This is a genomic window from uncultured Maricaulis sp., assembly GCF_963976135.1.
Taxonomy (GTDB): Bacteria; Pseudomonadota; Alphaproteobacteria; order Caulobacterales; family Maricaulaceae; genus Maricaulis.
In genome coordinates this window covers 1-17,490 of the sequence record NZ_CAXBKN010000028.1, presented here as the reverse complement: position 1 = coordinate 17,490, position 17,490 = coordinate 1, and the positions used below count along the sequence as shown (strand labels likewise).

Below are 17,490 nucleotides of genomic sequence, written 5' to 3'. Positions count from 1 at the left end.
ACGATCGGTCAACGCCTGCCAGCGCGGGTTTCGGCCAGCCCCTGCCGGGCCAGCTCGTCGGCGCGTTCATTGCCCGGATCGCCGGTATGGCCGCGCACCCAGCGCCATTCGATCTTATGGTTCTGTGCCAGCACGTCGAGGCGTTGCCACAGATCGACATTCTTGACCGGCTTGCGATCAGCGGTTTTCCAGCCGCGCTTCTTCCAGCCATGAATCCATTTCATGATCCCGTCGCGCAGATAGCCGCTATCGGTGACCAGGATGATGTCGTGATGATTGGCCTTCATCGCCTCGAGTGCCTGTATGGCCGCCATCATTTCCATGCGGTTGTTTGTGGTGTCGGCCTCGCCACCACATATTTCCTTGCGGTGACCATTCCATTCCAGAATTGCGCCCCAGCCGCCCGGGCCGGGATTGCCGGAACAGGCGCCGTCGGTATGGATTGTCACTGTGCTCATTTCGGATATTTCCGCGCCATATCGTCGAGCCCGGCCTGAATCAGTTCTTCGAGGACATCCAGGTCCACATCGGCCAGCTTGGTGATGTAGAGGCAGGACTTGCCCTCCTTGAACTTGCCCAGCCGGTCGAGAATGAGGGTGTAATTGGCATAGCCCGGCATGATGTAGATGACCTGGCCGGACTTGCGCGGCGAGAAGCCGGTGCGCATGAAATCGCCTTCACGCCCGCTCTCATACTTGTAGTGATAATCGCCGAAGCCGATGATGGATGGGCCCCACATGCGGGGTTCTTCACCGCTCAGACGGCGCATCATCTCCAGCAGGACCAGCGCATCGGCCCGCCTCACCGGATGCTCAACGGCGGCGATGAAGGCCTCGGGGTCGGTCTCGGTCGGCTGTGTCTTGTTTTCTGAATCGGTCATGGTGTCAGGCTACCACGCGCGGGAGTTTGAAAATCACGTCTTCGTCGGTCACGCGGATATCCTCCTGTTTGACGTCATAGCGTTCGCGGAAAGCCGCGATCAGGCCTTCGACGAGATCTTCCGGGGCCGAGGCGCCAGCCGTTATTCCCACCGTTCCGATCGCCCCGATCGAGGTCCAGTCGACATCCTCGGCGCTGGAGATCAGCTGCGAGCGCGGCGCACCCGCCCGTTTGGCAACCTCGACTAGGCGCACCGAATTGGACGAATTGGGCGCGCCGATCACGAAGACGATGTCGGACCTTGGTGCCAGCGCCTTGACGGCCGACTGACGATTGGTCGTGGCGTAGCAGATATCCTCCTTGTGCGGCGCCTCGATCTGCGGGAAGCGCGCCTGCAATGCGGCCACGATGGCTGAAGTGTCATCGACCGACAGCGTCGTCTGGGTGACAAAGGCCAGGCGCGAGGCGTCCTGTGGTGCGAACTGCATCGCATCCTCGACGGTCTCGATCAGCGCGATCGCCCCGTCCGGCAATTGCCCCATCGTGCCGACGACTTCGGGGTGACCGGCATGGCCGATCAGCACGATTTCGCGACCATTGGCGTGCAGACGCTGGGCTTCGACATGGACTTTCGACACCAGTGGGCAGGTGGCGTCGACATAGATGAGATTGCGCCGGGCCGCTTCTTCCGGGACCTGTTTGGGGACGCCATGGGCGGAAAACACCACCGGCCGGTCATCGGGGCATTGATCCAGCTCCTCGACGAAAACCGCGCCGAGCGCCTCGAGCCGTTCCACCACATGGCGGTTATGGACGATCTCGTGGCGCACATAGACCGGGGCGCCGAAGCGCTCCAGCGCCCGTTCAACGATCTGAATCGCGCGGTCGACACCGGCACAGAATCCCCGTGGCGCGGCCAGCAGGACAGTCAGGGGTGGGCGATTGCCGCTCATCGGGTTCAGTTCTCCATCAGCGATACCGTTGCGCACGCCTCGTACGCATCGTATGACCGTCCTAACAAAGGGGCTTGGCGCTATCCAGAGGCCGGGCGGGTATTCAAGTCAGGTAATGCACAATGCGTTCTTTTGCCATTCTCGCCGCGGCCGCCATTTTACTCAATGGCTGCCAGACCGTCAGTGATGTCTTTGAGGAGGCACAGCCCAATATCGGCCCGTGCCCCTCGGCATTGTCGCTGTATGATGCGCACCGGATCGTCGAGCTTGATGGCGACGAAGTGCGCTATGAGAATGTCGGCTTTACGGGCGAAATTCTCGGTGTGCGTTCCCTCTGCAGCTATTATGGCGAACGTCCGATCATCGCCAATCTGGAGCTGGACATGGCCTTCGGCCGTGGACCTGCGGCGCAGGGCGATACGCATGTCTACGAATATTTCGTCGCTGTGACGCGCCGCGATATCGGTGTTATCGAAAAGCAGGTTTTCCCGATCAATGTGCGTTTCCGAGCCGGCGAGGATCGTGCCTATATCACCGAGACCATTGATGCGATTTCCATCCCGCGCGCCAATGCCGATACGTCGGGAGTCAATTTCGAAATCCTCACCGGTTTCGAACTGACGCCGGAACAGCTCGCTTTCAATCGCAGTGGCCAACGCTTCCGCGTGGGTGCCGGCCAGGACTGATTTCATGCCTTCAATTGCCGATCAGCTCAGTGCGAAACTGGGCGACGCGTTCGCTTCTCTCCAGCTGCCGCGCGAGCTGGGCCGTGTCACGCCTGCGACCAAGTCCGGTACGGCGCCCTTCCAGTGCAATGGCGCCATGCCGGCGGCCAAGCAGGCGAAGTGCAATCCGCGCGAGCTGGCCCAGAAAATCGTCGATGCGATTGCCGGCGATCCGCTGATTGCAGCGGCCGAGATCGCCGGGCCGGGCTTCATCAATCTGACCCCGGCGCAGGGCGCCTATGATGCGCGCGCCGCCGAGATCGCCGGCGATGAGCGCGCCGGTGCACCGCAGACGGACACGCCGCGCAAGGTGATGATTGATTTCGGCGGTCCCAATGTCGCCAAACCGATGCATGTCGGTCATCTGCGCTCCTCGGTGCTCGGCGACAGCCTGCAGCGCCTGCTGCGCTTTCGCGGCGATGATGTGGTGTCCGACATCCATCTCGGCGATTGGGGCCTGCAAATGGGCCACCTCATCACCGAATTGCGCGAGGAACAGCCCGGTCTGCCCTATTTCGACGCGGATTATTCCGGACCCTATCCGGAAAGCCCGCCGGTCAATATCGATGATCTGGCCCGGCTCTATCCGCTCGCTTCGCAGAAGGCCAAGGCCGATACCGACAGGCTTGAACTGTCGCGTACTGCCACAGCCGAGCTGCAGGCCGGGCGTCCCGGTTACCGCGCGCTGCTCAACCATTTCATCGCGGTCTCGATCGCGGCGCTGAAACAGGATTTCGATGCACTCGGCGTGCATTTCGATCTGTGGAAGGGCGAGAGCGATGTCGATCCGCTCATCCCGGCCATGGTCGAGGATTTCAAACAGCGCGGCATCGCCGAGCTCAGCGATGGTGCCTGGGTGGTCCATATCGCCCGCGAGGATGACAAGAAGGAATTGCCACCGCTCATCCTCGTCACCTCCGGCGGCGCCTCGCTCTATGGCACAACCGATCTGGCGACGATCCTCGACCGCAAGGCGAGCTTTGCCCCGGATCTGACGCTGTATGTCGTCGACAGCGCCCAGGGCAATCATTTCCAGCAAGTCTTCCGCGCCGCCGAAAAAGCCGGTCTGGTCAAGGAAGGCGCTCTTGAGCATGTCAATTTCGGTTCGGTAAACGGGACGGACGGCAAACGGCTTCGCACCCGTGATGGCGGCACATTCCGGCTCGCCGATCTGATTGCCTCTGCGATTGAGCGTGCCGATCAACGCCTCAGGGAAGCCGGTCTTGCTGCCGATCTCGGGCCTGAAGAGCATGCCCGCGTCGCGCGCATGGTCGGGCTGGCAGCGATCAAATTCGCTGATCTGCAGAATTACCGCACCACGAATTACGTGTTCGATCTCGACCGTTTCACCAGTTTCGAAGGCAAGACCGGCCCCTATCTCCTGTATGCCGCCGTGCGGGTGAAGTCGCTGATGCGCAAGGCGGCCGAAGCCGGCGTCAAGCCGGGCCCGATCTCGGTCCAGGCCGACGAGGAACGCGATCTGGTGTTGGCGCTCGACGGTTTCGGCGCCGCCATCGACCAGGCGATCGATAATCGTGCACCCAATGCGCTGTGCGATCATGCCTTCTCGCTGGCCCAGGCCTTCTCGAAATTCTATTCGGCCTGTCCGATCCTCGGCGCGCCGGATGAGGCGACGAAGTCTTCGCGTCTGGCCCTGGCCGAGGCGACGCTGAAACAGCTTGAACTCAGCCTGCATCTGCTCGGCCTGGAAGCCCCGGACCGGATGTAATTCTCCCCTGAACGGGGGAGGGTGCCGCAGCTGATTTCCGCTAGTCTGCGGGATGCGCCAAAGGGAGGATTCGTGATGTTTGCCAGCTTGTTCCTTGCCCTTGCGGGGCTTGCTCCACCTGCGGTTCTCGATGAAACAGCGCTCTATTCTGTCTGGATGCAGCAGGCCTGCCGGATCCAGCAAGTGGGCCATAGTGGTGGTGAGCCGGCCGATCACGTGGAGTTCTGTGACTGTTTCGACGGCACGCTGCGCTTTGTGAGCAATGCCGCGACCTACCGCGTCTTTGCGCTCGGCTCGCAGGGAGCTCTGCAAGAGCAGAGCCTGATCGAAGACTGGGAGAACGCCCGCGATACCGCCGCGGCCGAGGCCGGGGCAATGAGCCTGGAGGACCAGGCCGAATTTGTGCCGCTGCTTCAGGGCGCCCTCATGTCCTGCATGCATCTTTCCTATCAGGGCGAGTAGGCGGGGCGGGCCGAGGCGCGGTCATCCGGTCCGCTGCCTGGCGATCACGGCCGGGCCCGCGCATTTTCCGCCGCAAAAGCACGCTTTCGCCCGCCATCCTGCATTGACTCCGCCCCGGCTTGTCCTAAGAGTGCCCGCCAACCGGCAGGTCCGTCGCGAGACGCGTCTGCCGGGTGATATCTCCTCGCGGGAGAGACCGGCGAACAGGCCGGCGCCGAAGGCGCAACCGCCCCGGAAACGCTCAGGCAGACGGACCGCGAGAGAGACGAACGCTGGAAAGTGAGTGAGGCCAAAAGGCTTCAACTCCACCGACGGAGCAAGCGTGTCTCGCAAGGGCGGGTTCGCGCGGAATCTCTCAGGTCACGGGACAGCGGGGGCGACGACTTGCCGGCGGATCATCGCAGGCAGGATCAGCGCTCTTGTCAGGACCCGTCAATGACCGAAATTCTCCACAAAACGCCACTCCACGCCCTGCATGTCGAACTCGGCGGAAAAATGGTCCCGTTCGCGGGCTATGACATGCCGGTCCAGTATCCACTCGGCATCATGGGCGAGCACAGACAGACGCGCGAAAAAGCCGGTCTGTTCGATGTCTCCCATATGGGCCAGGCGCGCTATACCGGCGATGAGGCCGCACTCGAGGCGCTGCTGACCTGCGATCTCGCTCTGCTCGGTGCCGGCGAACAGAAATACACGCTCCTGCTCAATGAGCAGGGCGGTATACGCGACGACCTGATGGTCTCGCGCCCGGACGGCAACGGGATATTCCTCGTCGTCAATGCGGCGATGAAGGATCAGGATTTTGCCCATCTCGAAGCCGGCACCGCCGGCAAGGGCAAGCTCGTCCGCCTGGAAGACCGCGCGCTGCTGGCGCTGCAGGGCCCGGCCGCGAAGGACGTGATGGCGCGGCTCTGCCCCGATGCCTGCAAGCTGGTCTTCATGCAGTGCGGCGTCTTCCAGCTTGATGGCGTCGAAGTGATGATGTCGCGCTCGGGCTATACCGGCGAGGACGGGTTCGAGATTTCCATCCCTGAGGCCGATGCGGTGCGGATCGCAAAGCTTCTGCTGGCCCAGGATGAAGTCGAGGCGATCGGCCTTGGCGCGCGCGATTCGCTGCGCCTGGAAGCCGGTCTCTGCCTCTATGGCCATGACATGGACACCAGCCGCACACCAGTTGAAGCCTCGCTGATCTGGGCCCTCGCGAAGACGCGCCGCGAGCGCGGTGATTTCCCGGGCGCGGCTGTGATCCAGAAACAGATTGACGACAAGTCCTGCCAGAAACGCATTGGCCTGACGCTGAGCGGCGCGCCGGCGCGCGAAGGCGCCGAGATCGCGACGAAGGATGGCAAGATCATCGGCATCGTCACCTCGGGCGGCTTTGGCCCGACCGTCAACGGTCCGGTGGCGATGGGCTATGTCGATCGGGACTACATGGCCGAGGGCACGGAGCTCGACCTGATTGTGCGCGGCAAGCCGCGTCCGGCGACGGTGACCAAATTGCCCTTCGTGCCGAATAATTTCTTCCGGGGCTAATTCCAACCATTCCAGAAAACTGGGGCAGGAGACTGATCATGACCACGCGTTACACCGAAGACCATGAATGGATCACCGTCGATGGCGACACCGCCACCGTCGGTATTACCGCACACGCCGCTGAACAGCTTGGCGATGTCGTATTCATCGAATTGCCTGATGTCGGGAAGACCGTCGCCAAGGGCGATGAATTCGCCGTCGTCGAATCGGTCAAGGCCGCGTCGGAAGTCTATGCCCCGGTTGCGGGCGAGATCGTCGCGGTCAACTCCGTGCTCGATGATGAGCCCGCCAAGGTCAATGAAGACGCCGCCGGTGCCGGCTGGTTCGTCAAGATCAAGCTGTCGGATGCGTCCCAGCTCGACGGCCTGATGGACGAAGCCGCCTATAACGCCCACATCGCATAAGGCTCATCCCATGCGCTACCTCCCCCATCTCGATTCCGACCGCAAGGCCATGCTCGAGGCGATCGGTGTCGCCTCGATCGATGACCTCTTCACCGATGTGCCGGAAGCGGCACGTCTGAAAGGGCTGGTCGATCTGCCTCTCAAACAGGGTGAACTCGCCGTCGAGCGCGCCATGTCGGCCATGGCTGCGAAGAATGTGTCGGCCGGTTCGGTGCCCTTCTTTCTGGGGGCGGGCGCTTATCGCCACCATATCCCGTCGACGGTGGACCATCTGATCCAGCGATCCGAATTCCTCACCGCCTACACGCCCTATCAGCCGGAGATCAGCCAGGGGACCCTGCAGACCCTGTTTGAATTCCAGACCCAGGTTGCGCTCCTGACCGGCATGGATGTCGCCAATGCCTCAATGTATGACGGCTCCACCGCCTGCGCCGAAGCGGTGATGATGGCGGCGCGGGTGACCAAGCGCGACAAGGCCGTGATGGCCGGCACTGTGCATCCGCATTATGTCGAGGCCACGCGGACCCTGGCCAAGCACTCCAGCGTCGAGATCGATGTCACCGAGCCGGGCCTTGGCGGGCTGGAAGCGCTGATTGCCGCGATCGACGAGAGCACGGCCTGCGTCGTGGTGCAGACGCCGGATATATTCGGCCAGCTGCATGATCTGCGCGCGATTTCCGAGGCGGCCCACGCCAAGGGCGCGCTGCTGATCGCCGTCTTCACCGAAACCGTTTCGCTCGGCCTGGTCGAGGCGCCCGGCGATATGGGCGCCGACATTGCCGTCGGCGAAGGCCAGTCGATCGGCGTCGGGCTCAATTTCGGCGGCCCCTATGTCGGTCTGTTCGCCTGCAAGAATGAGCGCAATTTCATCCGGCAAATGCCGGGCCGCCTGGCTGGCGAGACCGTCGATGCCGATGGCCGCCGCGGTTATGTGCTGACCCTCTCAACGCGCGAGCAGCATATCCGCCGCGAGAAGGCGACGTCGAATATCTGCACCAATGCCGGCCTGTGCTCGCTGGCCTTCACCATCCATATGACCCTGCTCGGCGAGGCCGGCCTGCGCACGCTGGCGCGTCTCAATCACGAGACAGCCTGCGAACTGGCCGACCGGCTCGGTTCGATCGAAGGCGTTGAACTGGTCAATTCCAGCTTCTTCAATGAGTTTACCCTGCGCCTGCCCAAACCGGCCGCTGAAGTGGTCGATGAGCTGGCCCGTATCGGTGTGCTCGGCGGCGTGCCGGCCAGCCGTCTCTATCCCGGCCAGTTCGAGGACCTCCTCCTCGTCACGGCGACGGAAACCAATACCGAGAGCGATATGATCGTGTTCGAAAAAGCCTTGCGGGGTGTCCTCTGATGGCAATGAATACTCAAGGGCGTCCCACCCGCATGGCCGAGAATATCGCCACGGGTGGCTATGGTGACACGGTTTCCGGCTCGCGCGGGCTGGAACAGGCCGAACCGCTGATCTTCGAGCGCGGCGGTGTTGAAAATACCGGCGTTGATTTCCCGGCCCCCAAGGGAACAAAGACCCGTCTGGGCGGTCTGGAGCGCAAGGCACCGATCGGTCTGCCCGGCTTGTCCGAGCCGGAGACCATGCGCCATTATGTGCGCCTGTCGCGGAAGAATTACGCGATCGATCTGGGCCTCTATCCGCTCGGCTCATGCACGATGAAGCATAACCCGCGGCTCAACGAGAAAGTCGCGCGCATGCCCGGCTTTGCCGATGTCCACCCGCTGCAGCCGGCCTCCACCGTCCAGGGCGCCTATGAAGTCATGGATGTGCTGGCGCATTGGCTGCTCACCCTGACCGGCATGCCCGCCGTCGCCCTGTCGCCGAAAGCCGGTGCCCATGGCGAATTCTGCGGCATGATGGCGATCCGCGCCCGTCTTGACGCCGATGGCCAGACCGGCCGCCGCCGCGTCCTGGTGCCGGAATCAGCCCATGGGACCAATCCGGCCACGGCCGTGCAGTGCGGCTTCACGGTTGACCAAATCCCGGCCGATGCCGGTGGCCGTGTTGATATGGCGGCGCTGAAAGCCAAGCTCGGCGATGATGTCGCCGGCATCATGCTGACCAATCCCAATACCTGCGGTCTGTTCGAGCGTGACATCAAGGAAATCGCCGATCTGATCCATGCGGCCGGCGGGTATTTCTATTGCGACGGCGCCAATTTCAACGCCATTGTCGGGCGCGTCCGCCCCGGCGATCTCGGCGTTGATGCCATGCATATCAATCTGCACAAGACCTTCTCGACGCCGCATGGCGGCGGCGGTCCCGGTGCCGGCCCGACCGTGCTCTCCGAAGCGCTGGCACCGTTTGCGCCGCTGCCGCTCCTGATGGTCGATCGCGACAATCCCAAGGGGATGGCGATCATGCACATGGCGGAGCATGAAGGCGAGCTGGCCGGCAAGGATCTGCATCCCTTCGGTCGCATGGCCGCTTTCCATGGCCAGATGGGCATGTTCACCCGGGCGCTCACCTATATGATGAGCCATGGCTCGGACGGGCTGAAACAGGTCGCGGATGATGCCGTGCTCAACGCCAATTATATCCTGGCGCGGCTGAAGACGGTGATGACGCCGGCCTTTGATGGCACATGCATGCATGAAGCCCTGTTTGATGACCGTTTCCTCAAGGATACCGGTGTGACGACGCTCGATTTTGCCAAGGCGATGATTGATGAGGGCTATCATCCGATGACGATGTATTTTCCGCTCGTCGTCCACGGCGCCATGTTGATCGAGCCAACCGAAACCGAATCGAAGGGCGGACTCGATCGCTTTATCGATGTGATGGAAGCGCTCGCACTCGCGGCCAAGGCTGGTGAGACTGCCCGATTCCAGGCGGCACCGGTTCACGCCCCGATCAAACGCCTCGACGAAACCCGTGCTGCGCGTCAGCCAGTCCTGCGCTGGCTGCCAGCCGCCGACGCGGCAGAATAAGCTCGCATGCCCTCCCTCGGCCTGGCCGGGGGAGGGCGGCTTGCGACGGGCCTGCGATATGGTTCCCGTGCCAGGCAGCCCTCACACCGGCCCGGCCGCCGGTGATGCCTCGTGACAAATCTTTCATGCGAAATCTGGTGCCGGCATCTTGTGTTTGCACCGGCGAGGCCGCATCTGATGGGGGCTGCGGTTCGCTTTGGACCGGGCAAATCCAGAGCCCTCCGGTTTGGCTTACACCCGCGCGAGGCAACACGCACGGGGCTGACCGGAAGCTTGCTTGCACCGTTGGGCGGGCCCGCCCGATTGCGGTGCGCATATACAACAGGTCTGATGCGAGTCGCAGGCGCTGCCTGAATTTCGGCTCTTTTGTCTCGCATTGGGGTCAAGTTTACGAATTAGGTGTTATCTATTCGGTCCAGACGCCGGCCTCGACGCCGGCTGCAGTCCGGGCGGACGGGTTATGAGGATGGTCACCGCATGAACGAGGCATTGAACGGATTGGCACGGTCGAACGCATTCGGTGCGGCGATTGTGTTTGTGATCCGCACCGTCGTTATCTCGGTCGGGGTGATCTTGATGATCCTCGCTGTGCCCGTCGCCTTTGTGACCCCGCTCATCCCGGTCGGCCTGCCGATGGGCCTTTTCGGCCTGGTGCTGGTTGCCGCTGCGTCCAAGACTGCTCACACGTTTATCACTGACGGTCTGCGCCGCTTCCCCTGGGTCTGGAAGCGTGTCCGCTTCGCCTTCGGTGAGAAGGACGCCGCCGAATAGGCCGCTTTCAAAGAAAAAATCAGGCAAAAATTCAGGCAAAAGTTCAGGCAAAGAAAAAGGCCCGCTGCGATCGCTGCGGGCCTTTTTGCTGTTTGTGATGTCGGCTCAGATCAATTGAAGCTGGAGCCAACCGCCTTGATGTCGGCGTCGAGCAATTTGTTCAAATCCGCCTTCTTCAGGGAGGAGGTGAGCAATTGCTCGGCGGCCCGGGCTGCCAGATCGGCGGCGGCGGCCCGCACATCAGCGGCAGCGGAGGCTTCCGCCTGGGCGATGCGTTGTTCGGCAAGCGCGGTGCGGCGTTCGAGGCGTTCGGCCATTTCCTCGCGCGCCTGCTTCTTGAGCATTTTCGCTTCATTCTTGGCCTGGGCGACGATCGCCGCAGCTTCCTCGACCGCATCCTGCTGCCGGCGCTGGAAGCTGGCGAGCAGTTCCTGGGCTTCTTCGCGCATGCGGCGCGCTTCGGTGATTTCGTCGGCAATCCCCTGGGCGCGGGCGTCCAATTGCTTGGCGACGAGTCCGGGAACGCGGACATAGATCAGCACAGCAATGACGATCACGAATGACAGCGCGACCCAGAAGGCAGCCTCGTTTGGATGGATCCAGTCGAAACTCATGATGTGCGTCCTCTAGCGGCCGTCACTGACAGCGGCTTCGATCGACTTCTCGTCGAGCTCGGCTCCCGTCAGCTGAAGGATAATGGCCCGTGTGGCGTCGACAGCGATCGTTTCGACCTTTGTCAGTGCCTTGGTCCGCATGTCAGCAATGCGCTGTTCAGCGGCGTCCTGACGTTTGGCGATTTCGAGATCGGCCTGGGCCGCCTCGGCCGCCATGGCCTTGTCGACTTCGATCCGATTGCCCTGCGCCATGGCGTGGGCCTTGGTGCGGGCGTCCGAAAGCAGGCGTTCATATTCAGCGGCAGACTCGTCTGCCTTCTGCTTGAAATCGGCGGCCGCATCGAGATCATCTGCGATACGGTCACGCCGTTCTTCAATGGCATTGCGGATGCGTGGAAGGACGACCTTCCACATCATCATGAAGAGCACGGTGAAGGTGACCGCCAGCCAGAATAATTGTCCTGGCCAGGTCGAGACGTCCAGCTGCGGCAGGCCGCCGCTGGCATGCGCCTCGGCGGCATGTTCGACCGCCGCATGCGCCGGATCAGTCGCGGCTTCGCCATGCGGCTGGGCCTGGCCGATCAGCCATGTGGATTCGGAGAAATTGATCATCTTCGATGCTCTTTGAACGGCAATGGGCGCAGGTGGAGACGGATCAACCGAAGAGGATGATCATCGCCACGACGAAGCCCAGCAGACCGGTGAACTCGGTCAGGGCGAAGCCGATCAGAAGGGTGGTGAACTGACCTGCGGCGGCAGACGGGTTGCGCAGTGCGCCCGCAAGATAGCTGGCGAAGATGGTACCGATACCGACGCCGGCGCCTGCGAGGGCGAGAGCTGCAATGCCTGCACCGATTTGCTTGGCTGCTTCGATTTCCATGGGATGGCTCCTGTTGAATAAGGTGTGTGGCTGGAAGGGTGAAGAACTCTAGTGCGACGGATGCAGTGCATCATTGAGATAGATGCAGGTGAGAACCGCGAACACATAGGCTTGGAGGAAAGCAATCACCAGCTCAAGCGCGGTGACGGCTGTCGCGACGGCCAGCGGCAGCAATGCGCCGGCAATGCCGATCGCGCCCAGGCTGGACAGGGAAAGCACGAAGCCGCCGAACAATTTGAGCAGGGTGTGACCGGCCATCATGTTGGCGAACAAGCGAATGGCCAGTGAGAAAGGCCGGCTCAGGAAGGAGATGAATTCGATCGGAACGATCAGGATATACATCACCGGTGGCAGGCCGGCCGGTGCGAAGAGCTTGAGAAAGCCGAAGCCGTTCTTGAGGAAGCCGGTGATCACCACCAGGGTGATCGAGGTCAGGCCCAGTGCAAGGGTGACGACCAGCTGGCTCGTGACCGTATAGCTGCCCGGCAGCATGCCGAGCAGGTTGGCAACCAGGATGAAGATGAAGAGCGTGAAGACATAGGGAAAGACCGCGCGGCCTTCCTCGCCCATGATCGAGCGCACCATGTCGGCGACAAAACCGTAGAGGATCTCGGCGATTGACTGCGACCGTGTCGGCACCATGGCGCCGCGGCCGGTCAGGAGGATCAGGCCGAAACTGGTGACCAGCGTCGTCGCAATCATGAACAGCGCCGAATTGGTGATCGTCAGGTCGATTCCGAACAGGGTCGGCAGCTCCAGGACGGGCTGCACGACGAATTGGTGCATCGGATCTGTTTCGAGCAAGGCCATCTAGTCTTCTTTCGTCCCGTCAGAACCCGGCATGGTGCCGGCCTTATGTTCAGTCTCTTCGGCCTTGGCCGCATTCTCGGCATTCGCCGCTGCCGCCTCGCGCATGATATTGCGCACGCCGGCTGCAAAACCCATTATCATCCCGACCAGCATGCCCCACGGCGCGATCTCGAAAACCTTGTCTGCGCCCCAGCCCAGGCCGGTCCCGACCAATACGCCACCGGCAAAGCCGCTACCGTATCTGACGCTGACACTCCAGGCATTGCTCGTCTCGGTCTCTGGTTGGGTCTTGCCGCGGTGCTGCGCGATCTTCTCGCTCAAACGCCGGTCAAAATCCTTCAGATCCTCGCTACGATCGGGTGTTTTCGCTCTATCGTCTCGTTCAGACATGGAAATCGGTCCGCCAGCCGGGCCTCCCGGCAGGCGCGCGCAAACTAGACTCGGCCCCCTGGAGTGTCAAGCAATGGAGCTGGGGCAATAAATCTTTGAAAAACTTGCGAAAAATTGTCATTCCGCGGCAACCAGCTGTTCCGCGCCGACCAGGTCGACCGATACGAGCTGGGAAACCCCGCGTTCGGACATGGTCACACCGTAGAGCCGGTCCATGCGCGACATGGTGAGCGGGTTGTGAGTGATGACGAGAAAGCGGGTTTCCGTCATCCGCCGCATTTCATTGAGCATGCGGCAATAGCGGTCGACATTGGCGTCATCAAGTGGCGCATCGACCTCGTCGAGCACGCAGACCGGCGCCGGGTTCGACAGGAAGACGGCGAAGATCAGAGCCGAAGCCGTCAGGGCCTGCTCGCCGCCGGACATCAGCGACATCGTCTCCATCTTCTTGCCTGGCGGGCAGGCGAAGATTTCCAGTCCCGCCTCGAGCGGGTCATCATTTTCCGTCAGGCGAAGCTCGGCATGGCCGCCCTCGAACAGGGTGGCGAACAGGGTGCGGAAATGAGCGTCGACAACGTCAAACGCCTCCAGAAGCCGGGCCCGGCCTTCGCGCGACAACTGGTCGACGGCCTTGCGCAGCCGGTCGATCGCGGCAAGCAGGTCGTCGCGCTCGCGGCTCATCTCCTCGACGCGTTTGGCCAATTCCTCGGCTTCTTCATCGGCACGCAGATTGACGGCGCCGAGCCGGTCGCGTGCCTGACGGGCCTCATCGAGCCGGCGCTCGATATCGCCACTCGGCAGCGAATCGATGTCCTCGTCGCCGACGCGGCGGGACAGCGTGGCGGGGTCCTCGCCGGTCGCGTCCTGCAGACGTTCCGTGGTTTCGGCAAGGCGATCCCGGGCCGAACCGAGCCGGGCCTCTGCCGCGGCACGGCCTTCACGAGCCGCCGATGCTGCATTCTCGGCCGAGCGGGCTGCGCCTTCGGCGGTCTTGAGCTGGTCTTCAGTGCCGGTCGCCGCTTCACGGGCTTCACTCGCCGCACGTTCCGCGCTGTCCAGCCGGTCAGTGAGGGCGTGCAGGCTTTGCTGCAGGCTTTCGGGGCGGGCGAGGGCCAGTTTCAGTGCGGCCTTGGTCTCGGTGGTCTGCGCGGCAATCTGTGAGATGCGGTCGTTGGCCGCCTGGCAGCGCTCAGCCCAGGCATCGCGGTCACGGCGGGTTGCGAGGTGACGCTGCCGGCGCAATTCCGATTCGCGGCGCACGCTTTCCAGCGCCGCACGGGCATCGGCTGCAGCGCGCCGGGCATTGTCTGCACCCTCACGCGCGCATTCCAGCGCCGCATTGTCTTCCCCGGCCAGCGCTGCGGCGGCGACCAAAGCCTGGGCCGTCTCCAGTGCCGCCTTGCCCTCGGTCGCTTCAAGGGCGAGGCGTTCGAGCCGCTCGCCCAGCGCGTCGGCACGCGCGGAGGCCCGGGCCGCGCTCTCGCGCAAGCCGGTGATGCGGGTCTGGGCCTCGCGAATGGCCCGTTCGGCCGGAGCGATGGCGGCCCGGGCGGATTGTTCCGCCTGCCGGGTTGCGGCCAGGTCCGACTGCGCCGTGTCGCGCCGCGTGGTCGCCGCAGCAAAACCGGTCTCGCTGACGGCGAGAGCCTCGCCGATCGCATCGAGTCGATTGCGTTGCTCCAGGCGCGCCACCGCCGCCGAGGGCGCATCGGCGCGGGCGACCAGCCCGTCCCACCGCCACAAATCGCCGGCGCGGGTTACCAGGCGCTGGCCGGGCTTGAGCTTTTCCGCGGCGGCGGCGGCCTTCTCCGGCTTGATGACGCCCACTGCATCGAGCCGGGCCTTCAGGGCCGCCGGTGCCTCGACATGATCCGAAAGCGGCACACAGCCGCCGGGCAGGGCGTCGGCATGGCAATTTGTCTTGTGCCAGTGGCGTGCGGCGTTTTCATCGAGTGAAGCGTCGAGATCATCGCCCAGCGCCGCCGCCAGCGCATGCTCATAGCCGGGTCGCGCGCGAACCGCATCGAGCGCGGGCGAGACATTTTCCTGCAGCGCGCTGGCGAGCAGACGTTCGATTGTCGCCGCTTCGCGCGTCAGGCTGTCGCGTTCGGCGGACAGTTCACGCCAGGCCTCGATTGCCGTCTGTTGTTCGAGCTCCGCCTCCTGGCGCGCCCTTTCGGCGGCGGCGAAGGCGGAGCGGGCAGCCTCATTCGCGGTTTCGCTGGCCTGCAATGCCGCTTCGGCGGTCTCAAGCTCGGCGAGGGCGGAAGAGGCGAGCAGGGCCCTGCGCTCGGAAGTCGCGGACTCGATTTCACGTTCGATCTGGCTCAGCCGCGCCGACAGGCGTTCGGCATCACGGCGGGCGCTTTCCAGTGCGGCCTGGCGCGCGGCGGCGTCGCCCGCCTTGGCGTCGAGCAAGCTCTCCTTGCTCCGCCGCTGGGCGTCGGCGTCCAGCGCTGCTGCTTCTGCTCCGGCGAGGCTGGATTTCTCGCGCGCCATCTCGGCCTCGAGCCGTTCGACCTCCTTCGCCGCCTGATCCCGGCTGGCGGTGGCGTCATCGACGATGTCCTGTTCGCGTCCGGCGGCCGAGGCGAGTTCGTCGAGGCGCGCTTCCAGACCGGCAATGCTGCGCTGGACATCGGCCGCATCGCGCTCGATCCGGTCGCGCTCGCGTTCGAGATTTCGCAGCGCTGCGGCCGCCTCCGCCTCCTTCAGACGGGCCGGCTCGCGCATGGCAGCGAAAATTTCCGCCTGGATCCGGACCTCGGCCGCAGCGGCGGTCGCCGTCTCGGCGGCCTCGCGCTTCTCGATCAGGGCCGCCTCGCTCTCCTCGACCAGGCTGGCCGCCGCGCGCCAGCGATTGAGCCAGACTGTGGCCTCAAGCGTGCGAATGCTGGCGGATAGTTTGCGATAGCGTGCGGCCTGACGCGCCTGTTTCTGCAGGGAGCCGTGGCGGCTACCGATCTCGTCGATCACTTCCTGCAGACGGTCGAGATTGGTCTCGGCTCCGCGCAGACGCAATTCCGCCTCATGCCGGCGTGCCCGCAGACCGGCGACGCCGGCGGCCTCTTCGAGAATGCGGCGGCGGTTTTCCGGCTTGGCGGCGATCAGCTCGCTGATCTGGCCCTGGCGCACGAGTGCGGCGGAATTGGCGCCTGTGCCGGCATCGGCGAACAGAAGCTGGACATCCTTGGCCCGCACTTCCTCGCCATTGATCTTGTAGGCCGAGCCCGCGCCGCGGCCGATGCGGCGGGTCACGTCGAGACTGGCCGCATCGTTGAAGCGGGCAGGGGCGAGTTTTTCCGAATTGTCGACGGTAAGCACGACTTCGGCGTGATTGCGTGCCGGGCGATTGTCGGTGCCGGAGAAGATCACATCTTCCATGCCATCGCCGCGCAGGGATTTGGCGGAAGTTGCGCCCATCACCCAGCGCAGGGCTTCAAGCAGGTTGGATTTGCCGCAACCATTGGGTCCGATCACGCCAGTCAGGCCGGGGTCGATCCGCAATTCGGTCGGGTCGACGAATGATTTGAAACCGGTCAGCCGGAGCTGCGTGAATTTCACCCGACCTCCATCGCGCTATCGATTGCCGCAGGCGGGCAATCGCGTCCTGCACTCGTGTCAGCCCGCCCCTAATGCGCGGAAGCCGACCCATGATCGATGCCCTGATTGGCATCGTCGAGGAAGTGAAGGATGATTCGGCGGAACGTGTCTCCGTCCAATTGAGCGGGGACCCTGTCTCCATTGATCAAAAGCGGGGCTTCGCCCCAATTATAGATCGGACCGTCCGGCGACATGGCCATGGCGATCACCTTGCCGCCAATGATGAAACTCGGCGTTCCGGAAATCCCGTCCTGATTGGCCTGCACCGCAGCCGCATTGACCATTTCCGTCATCGCCGGATCGGCATAGCAGGCGGCCAGCGCTTCCGGCGTGAGCCCGACAGCGGCACCGATCCGGTTATAGACAGCACCAACATCGCCCTGGGCCTGGGCGGTCTCGAAAATCGTGGATTGTTCGGCAAACAACAGATCCGTCGCGCTGAAGAAGCGGTCCTCGTCCGCGCAGGCGGCCAGAACCATGCCGATGGCGGCGATTTGTGGCGGCGATGTCAGCATGGACCGGAAGATATAGCGAACCTCGCCGGTCTCGACGAATTCCGAGCGAATGACGGGCCAGACATCGGTCTGGAAATGTGCGCAATGCGGACAGGAATACGAGGCATATTCCACGATCAGCATGGGCGCATCGACCGATCCGATGGCATGATCGCCGGGTCGCTCCGCCTGGGCGGCGTGTTCGGCAAGCGCGGCGGTTGAAAGCCCGCCCCAGGCGATGGTGGCCAGGGTCAGGCTGCAGATAAGGCGGGTGATCGGTTTCAAGGGCTCAGTCCTCTG

General features: G+C 63.4%; 18 protein-coding genes and 1 riboswitch. Of the genes, 8 read left to right on the top strand and 10 right to left on the bottom strand.

Going from position 1 to position 17,490, the window contains the following annotated elements; all coding sequences use genetic code 11:
* Nucleotides 1-8: 8 nt before the first annotated feature.
* From rnhA to ispH, 3 genes are read right to left on the bottom strand one after another with little or no spacing between them, the layout of a single operon-like run.
* The gene (gene rnhA / locus AAC023_RS05730) at nucleotides 9-458 is read right to left on the bottom strand and encodes a ribonuclease HI (protein ID WP_339739054.1); all 450 of its coding nucleotides are present in this window, start codon (nucleotides 456-458) and stop codon (nucleotides 9-11) included.
* On the bottom strand, nucleotides 455-880 hold the full coding sequence (locus AAC023_RS05725) for a DUF1801 domain-containing protein (protein WP_339739052.1): 426 nt from the start codon (nucleotides 878-880) through the stop codon (nucleotides 455-457). Before AAC023_RS05725 ends, rnhA begins: the two co-directional genes overlap by 4 nt.
* Before the next feature lie 4 nt (nucleotides 881-884).
* Nucleotides 885-1,832 carry a 4-hydroxy-3-methylbut-2-enyl diphosphate reductase gene (gene ispH, locus AAC023_RS05720; RefSeq protein ID WP_339739050.1) on the bottom strand — a complete coding sequence of 316 codons (948 nt, stop codon included), beginning with the start codon at nucleotides 1,830-1,832 and terminating at the stop codon, nucleotides 885-887.
* A gap of 122 nt (nucleotides 1,833-1,954) precedes the next feature.
* On the opposite strand from ispH, the gene AAC023_RS05715 reads away from it, so the two are divergent.
* The 8 genes from AAC023_RS05715 to AAC023_RS05680 all read left to right on the top strand — a co-directional run bounded on the left by AAC023_RS05715 (nucleotide 1,955) and on the right by AAC023_RS05680 (nucleotide 10,399).
* Nucleotides 1,955-2,518, top strand: a complete 564-nt coding sequence (locus AAC023_RS05715; protein ID WP_339739048.1) for a hypothetical protein — start codon at nucleotides 1,955-1,957, stop codon at nucleotides 2,516-2,518.
* Between the two features lie 4 nt (nucleotides 2,519-2,522).
* On the top strand, nucleotides 2,523-4,286 hold the full coding sequence (argS, locus tag AAC023_RS05710) for an arginine--tRNA ligase (RefSeq protein WP_339739046.1): 1,764 nt from the start codon (nucleotides 2,523-2,525) through the stop codon (nucleotides 4,284-4,286).
* A gap of 72 nt (nucleotides 4,287-4,358) precedes the next feature.
* Nucleotides 4,359-4,748, top strand: coding sequence for a hypothetical protein (locus AAC023_RS05705; RefSeq protein ID WP_339739044.1), 390 nt, complete (start codon nucleotides 4,359-4,361; stop codon nucleotides 4,746-4,748).
* Nucleotides 4,749-4,925: 177 nt separating this feature from the next.
* A riboswitch (glycine riboswitch) is annotated at nucleotides 4,926-5,015 on the top strand.
* 168 nt (nucleotides 5,016-5,183) lie between these two features.
* A complete protein-coding gene (gene gcvT / locus AAC023_RS05700) occupies nucleotides 5,184-6,281 on the top strand; it encodes a glycine cleavage system aminomethyltransferase GcvT (protein ID WP_339739042.1) in 1,098 nt (365 codons plus the stop codon).
* 38 nt (nucleotides 6,282-6,319) lie between these two features.
* A complete protein-coding gene (gene gcvH, locus AAC023_RS05695) occupies nucleotides 6,320-6,685 on the top strand; it encodes a glycine cleavage system protein GcvH (RefSeq protein WP_339739040.1) in 366 nt (121 codons plus the stop codon).
* A gap of 10 nt (nucleotides 6,686-6,695) precedes the next feature.
* Nucleotides 6,696-8,039, top strand: a complete 1,344-nt coding sequence (gcvPA, locus tag AAC023_RS05690; protein ID WP_339739038.1) for an aminomethyl-transferring glycine dehydrogenase subunit GcvPA — start codon at nucleotides 6,696-6,698, stop codon at nucleotides 8,037-8,039.
* A gap of 32 nt (nucleotides 8,040-8,071) precedes the next feature.
* Nucleotides 8,072-9,628, top strand: coding sequence for an aminomethyl-transferring glycine dehydrogenase subunit GcvPB (gene gcvPB / locus AAC023_RS05685; protein WP_339739036.1), 1,557 nt, complete (start codon nucleotides 8,072-8,074; stop codon nucleotides 9,626-9,628).
* Nucleotides 9,629-10,105: 477 nt separating this feature from the next.
* Nucleotides 10,106-10,399, top strand: coding sequence for a hypothetical protein (locus tag AAC023_RS05680; protein WP_091769182.1), 294 nt, complete (start codon nucleotides 10,106-10,108; stop codon nucleotides 10,397-10,399).
* Nucleotides 10,400-10,509: 110 nt separating this feature from the next.
* Here AAC023_RS05680 and AAC023_RS05675 read toward each other — a convergent pair whose 3' ends face one another.
* The 7 genes from AAC023_RS05675 to AAC023_RS05645 form a co-directional block, all read right to left on the bottom strand.
* Complete coding sequence (locus AAC023_RS05675) at nucleotides 10,510-11,013, bottom strand: F0F1 ATP synthase subunit B (protein WP_339739032.1); 504 nt, start codon at nucleotides 11,011-11,013, stop codon at nucleotides 10,510-10,512.
* A gap of 12 nt (nucleotides 11,014-11,025) precedes the next feature.
* Nucleotides 11,026-11,625: a F0F1 ATP synthase subunit B' gene (locus AAC023_RS05670; protein WP_339739030.1), complete on the bottom strand. Its 600-nt coding sequence runs from the start codon at nucleotides 11,623-11,625 to the stop codon at nucleotides 11,026-11,028.
* Between the two features lie 43 nt (nucleotides 11,626-11,668).
* Nucleotides 11,669-11,893 (bottom strand): F0F1 ATP synthase subunit C, encoded by a 225-nt coding sequence (locus tag AAC023_RS05665; RefSeq protein WP_339739028.1) that lies wholly within the window; start codon nucleotides 11,891-11,893, stop codon nucleotides 11,669-11,671.
* Nucleotides 11,894-11,941: 48 nt separating this feature from the next.
* Nucleotides 11,942-12,703, bottom strand: coding sequence for a F0F1 ATP synthase subunit A (locus tag AAC023_RS05660; protein WP_339739026.1), 762 nt, complete (start codon nucleotides 12,701-12,703; stop codon nucleotides 11,942-11,944).
* Nucleotides 12,704-13,093, bottom strand: coding sequence for an AtpZ/AtpI family protein (locus AAC023_RS05655; RefSeq protein ID WP_339739024.1), 390 nt, complete (start codon nucleotides 13,091-13,093; stop codon nucleotides 12,704-12,706).
* A gap of 117 nt (nucleotides 13,094-13,210) precedes the next feature.
* Entirely contained in the window at nucleotides 13,211-16,657 is a 3,447-nt protein-coding gene (gene smc, locus AAC023_RS05650) for a chromosome segregation protein SMC (protein ID WP_339739022.1), read from the bottom strand.
* Nucleotides 16,658-16,725: 68 nt separating this feature from the next.
* On the bottom strand, nucleotides 16,726-17,475 hold the full coding sequence (locus AAC023_RS05645) for a thioredoxin domain-containing protein (protein ID WP_339739020.1): 750 nt from the start codon (nucleotides 17,473-17,475) through the stop codon (nucleotides 16,726-16,728).
* Nucleotides 17,476-17,490: the final 15 nt, after the last annotated feature.